Raw genomic sequence first — 3,759 nt, 5'->3', positions numbered from 1 at the left:
GCCTTCGAGAGCGGCATGGTGTCGATCAACCACCATGGCCTGGCCCTGCCGGAAGTGCCGTTCGGCGGCATCAAGGATTCGGGCTATGGTTCGGAAGGCGGCTCGGAAGCGATCGAAGCCTACCTGAACACCAAGTTCATCACGCAGGTTGGGCTGTAAGGCCGGCGCTAAAGCAAAACGAAGAAGGGGGCCTGACGGCCCCCTTTTTGATTCAGGCTCCTTATTTCACTCAGGCGATGAAGCGGATCGCGATGCCGGCTACTGCCGCACCGCCGAGCAGCCAGCTGAGGCCAAGATGGAAGCGGAAAACGGCGATGATCGCCGCCGCCGACAGCAGCGCCATCCAGGGATCGAGGCTGGAGAGTACCGGCACATCCCAGCTCAGCGGACCGAGCGAGACGCTCTCCATCCGCCTGAACAGCACATGCAGGCCGAACCAGATGGCGAGATTGAGGATCACGCCCACCACGGCTGCCGTGATCGCCGCTAGTGCGTGGCTGAAGGCGCGCACATGGCGGATGCGTTCGATATAAGGCGCGCCGAGGAAGATCCACAGGAAGCAGGGCACAAAGGTGACCCAGGTAGCCAGCATACCGCCCAGCAGGCCACCCAATACCGGGTCGATGCCACCGAAGCGGAAACCGGCGATATAGCCTACGAAAGTCAGCACCAGGATCAGCGGCCCCGGCGTGGTCTCGGCCAGGCCGAGGCCATGCAGCATCTCTTCGGCATTCAACCAGCCATAGACCTCCACCGCCTGCTGGCTGACATAGGCCAGCACGGCATAGGCGCCGCCGAAGGTGACCACGGCCATCTTGCTGAAGAACACGCCGATCTGGGTGAAGACATGGGTTTCGCCCAGCGTCACGAACAGCCAGAGCAGCGGCCCGGCCCAGAGCAGGCCGAAGATCGCGATGACGATCAGGTTGCGCGACCAGCTTGGCGCCACGCTGGGCAGCGCATCGGCATCGTCCTTGGCCGCCGCCGCAACGATCCAGTCCGGCCTGCTGCGCCCGACCAGCCAGCCGATCAGAGCGGCACCCAGCACGATCAGGGGAAAGGGTATCTGCAGGCCATAGATGCCGATGAAGGCCAGCGCGCTGATGCCGAGCAGGAACCGCGTCTTGATGGCGCGGCGGGCGATGCGCTGCACGGCCTCGATCACGATGGCCAGCACGGCGGCCTGCAGGCCGAAGAACACGCCATCCACCAGTGGTACGTCGCGCCACAGCACATAGATGGTACTCAGGGCCAGGATCACGGCGAGGCCGGGCAGAATGAACAGCAGGCCGGCCGCGATACCACCTTTCGCCCGATGCAGCAGCCAGCCGATATAGGTGGCGAGCTGCTGCGCCTCGGGGCCGGGCAGCAGCATGCAGAAATTCAGCGCATGCAGGAATTGCGGTTCGCTGACCCATTTTTTCTCGTCCACCACGATGCGGTGCATCATGGCGATCTGGCCGGCCGGCCCGCCGAAACTGAGCAGGCCGATCTTGGCCCAGGTGCGGAAGGCCTCGCCGAAGCTGGGCCCTTCAGTCTGGGCGGCAGTCTGATTCGTCGTGTTCATATCCAATCTCTAACCCTTCAGGCGGCCGGCGGCCAGCCGTGACGTTCAGACCGGGCGGACGCGCACCAGGCGTAAAGCGCGTCATATACCAGCATCCCACGCTCCATCATCAGGGCGTCATCGTCCTGACACAGGACCGACAGGCCGAGGGAGAGGGCAAGCAGGCCGGGAGCCTGCGGTGCCAACTCGGGCCGGCCGGTATCGGCGCCGCGCACGATGATGGCAAGCTGCTGCAGTGCCGGGTCGTCGTGCAGGCCATGACAGGCGATGAAGGCGTCGAAGCTGCACAACTCGCCGTCATGGCTGTAGGCCGCGCCGGGGATGTCATACGGCGTCGCTTGCCAGTCTTCCGCGCGGGCAAAGACCTGATCGGATGGCACATAGAAGAACTGCGCATCGGGATCGATGAAACGTCGCACCAGCCATGGACAGGCAATGCGGTCGATCTTGGGGCGTTCGCGGGTGATCCAGCGGCTTGGCTCGGCCGGCGGTTTGGCCTGCAGCGGGCCACCGGCTTCACGCCAGGCTTCGATCCCGCCAGTCAGATAGCGTGCGCGCCGGCCAAGGGATTGCAGCATGGCGCAGGCATCCTGACTGACTTCATGGCCATGGACGCAGTAGACGACGATTTCTGCATCGCGCGGCAGGTCTTCCGCCCAGAGCGCAATCTGGTCCGGTCGACGCCGCCGCGCGCCGCGGATCACGCTGTCGGCTTCGACGTAACGTTCCTCGCGCCGTACATCGATCAGGTATGGGAAGCGGCCGGCGGCGATATCGCGTGCCAGTCCGGCCACGGAAATGGAGGGAAGGGTATGGGTATCCATGGTGCTACCTCGTCACGCGGAATCGGGGCGTGAAGTTCAGTAGCGGCGCTTGGATACCGGAATGTCAGGGGTATCTGATGGGGAGACCGCGTTGTCCCCATGGGCGCTAAGCTATCGCCGATCCCGGCAAAGGCAAGCGGATTCTAGCCGGCGGAAACCTTGCCTCCGGGATGGCGGAGGACCCGCCCGGCCAGTTCCTTTTCCGTCAGCACCATGAGGATCGTGGCCGAGGACAGGCCGCTGAGGCGGATCAACTCGTCGATCTCCACCGGATTGGGCGAGAGCAGGCGGTCAAGCTCGGCATGGGCGCGGGCGAGATCGTCGTCGCCCACGGGGGCAGGCATGGCTGCCGGCAGAGAGGGTGTTTTCACGCTGGCAGGCCGCTGCGGCGCGATCACGGCCAGGATGTCGTCGATGCGTTCGACCAGCGTGGCGCCCTGGCGGATCAGGTCATTGCTGCCATGGCAGCGCGGATCAAGCGGCGAGCCCGGCACGGCCATCACCTCGCGGCCCTGTTCGGCCGCCATGCGGGCGGTGATCAGTGAACCGGATTTCAATGCGGCCTCGATCACCAGCACGCCGAGCGAAGCGCCCGAGATCAGGCGGTTGCGGCGCGGGAAATTCTGCGCAAGCGGCGGCGTTCCGGCCGGCATTTCGGCGAAGATCACGCCACGTTCGGCGATCTCGTCATGCAGCTTCGTATTCTCGGGGGGAAAGGCGATGTCGATCCCGGTGCCGATGAAGGCCGTCGTTTTGCCATTCGCCTGCAGCGCGCCGTCATGGGCCGCCTTGTCGATGCCGCGCGCAAGACCTGAGATGATGCTGAAGTCCTGCCGGCAGAGTTCACCGGCGATGTCGCGGGTGAACCGCTGGGCAATGGCCGAGGCATTGCGCGCGCCGACAATGGCGATGCCGGCGGCTTCTGAGATCAGCGGATCGCCTTTTGCCGCCAGCAGGGGCGGCGCATCGTCGAGTTGCATCAGGCCGACCGGATAACCCGGTTCGCCCCAGGCGACCAGGTTTGCGCCACAGGCTTTGAGGGCCTTCAGTTCGGCATCGATGCTTTTGATGTCGGCCAGTTCGATCTTGCGTTTCGCGCCCCCGCGTTTGGCCATCTCGGGCAGGCGTTCGATGGCATTCGCTGCGCTGCCGTAATACCGGAGTATGTGATGGAAGGTGATCGGGCCGAGATGCGCGCTACGGATCAACCGCAGCCAGTCGCGCTTTTCAGAGTCAGGCAGAAGCGGCAGGCGCGCCGTCATCCTTCTTTTTCTGGCCGATTTTTGGTTCATCGCCCTTCAGCAGCCGGGCGATGTTCTGGTGGTGGCGGATATAGACCAGCACGGCCATGGCTGCCGCCAGAAGCGC

The 3,759-nt window shown here is 64.6% G+C and carries 4 protein-coding genes; 1 reads left to right on the top strand and 3 read right to left on the bottom strand.

Annotated elements, in window-relative coordinates; all coding sequences use genetic code 11:
* On the top strand, window positions 1-159 hold a 159-nt coding region (locus Q1J79_RS06335; RefSeq protein WP_300298092.1), incomplete at its 5' end, for an aldehyde dehydrogenase family protein.
* Between the two features lie 70 nt (window positions 160-229).
* Here Q1J79_RS06335 and chrA read toward each other — a convergent pair.
* The 3 genes from chrA to dprA form a co-directional block, all read right to left on the bottom strand.
* Complete coding sequence (gene chrA / locus Q1J79_RS06330; protein ID WP_300298074.1) at window positions 230-1,567, bottom strand: chromate efflux transporter; 1,338 nt, start codon at window positions 1,565-1,567, stop codon at window positions 230-232.
* 17 nt (window positions 1,568-1,584) lie between these two features.
* Window positions 1,585-2,391, bottom strand: coding sequence for a chromate resistance protein ChrB domain-containing protein (locus Q1J79_RS06325; protein WP_300298071.1), 807 nt, complete (start codon window positions 2,389-2,391; stop codon window positions 1,585-1,587).
* Window positions 2,392-2,534: 143 nt separating this feature from the next.
* The gene (dprA, locus tag Q1J79_RS06320) at window positions 2,535-3,653 is read right to left on the bottom strand and encodes a DNA-processing protein DprA (RefSeq protein ID WP_300298068.1); all 1,119 of its coding nucleotides are present in this window, start codon (window positions 3,651-3,653) and stop codon (window positions 2,535-2,537) included.
* Window positions 3,654-3,759 lie beyond the last annotated feature (106 nt).

The organism is Ferrovibrio sp. (assembly GCF_029255545.1).
Taxonomy (GTDB): domain Bacteria; phylum Pseudomonadota; class Alphaproteobacteria; order Ferrovibrionales; family Ferrovibrionaceae; genus Ferrovibrio.
This window is presented reverse-complemented; position numbering and strand designations above follow the sequence as displayed.

Excerpts from the sequence above, each read along its gene's own strand:
- chrA (WP_300298074.1), bottom strand. The coding sequence starts at position 1,567 with ATGAACACGACGAATCAGACTGCCGCCCAGACTGAAGGGCCCAGCTTC.
- dprA (WP_300298068.1), bottom strand. The coding sequence starts at position 3,653 with ATGACGGCGCGCCTGCCGCTTCTGCCTGACTCTGAAAAGCGCGACTGG.
- Q1J79_RS06325 (WP_300298071.1), bottom strand. The coding sequence starts at position 2,391 with ATGGATACCCATACCCTTCCCTCCATTTCCGTGGCCGGACTGGCACGC.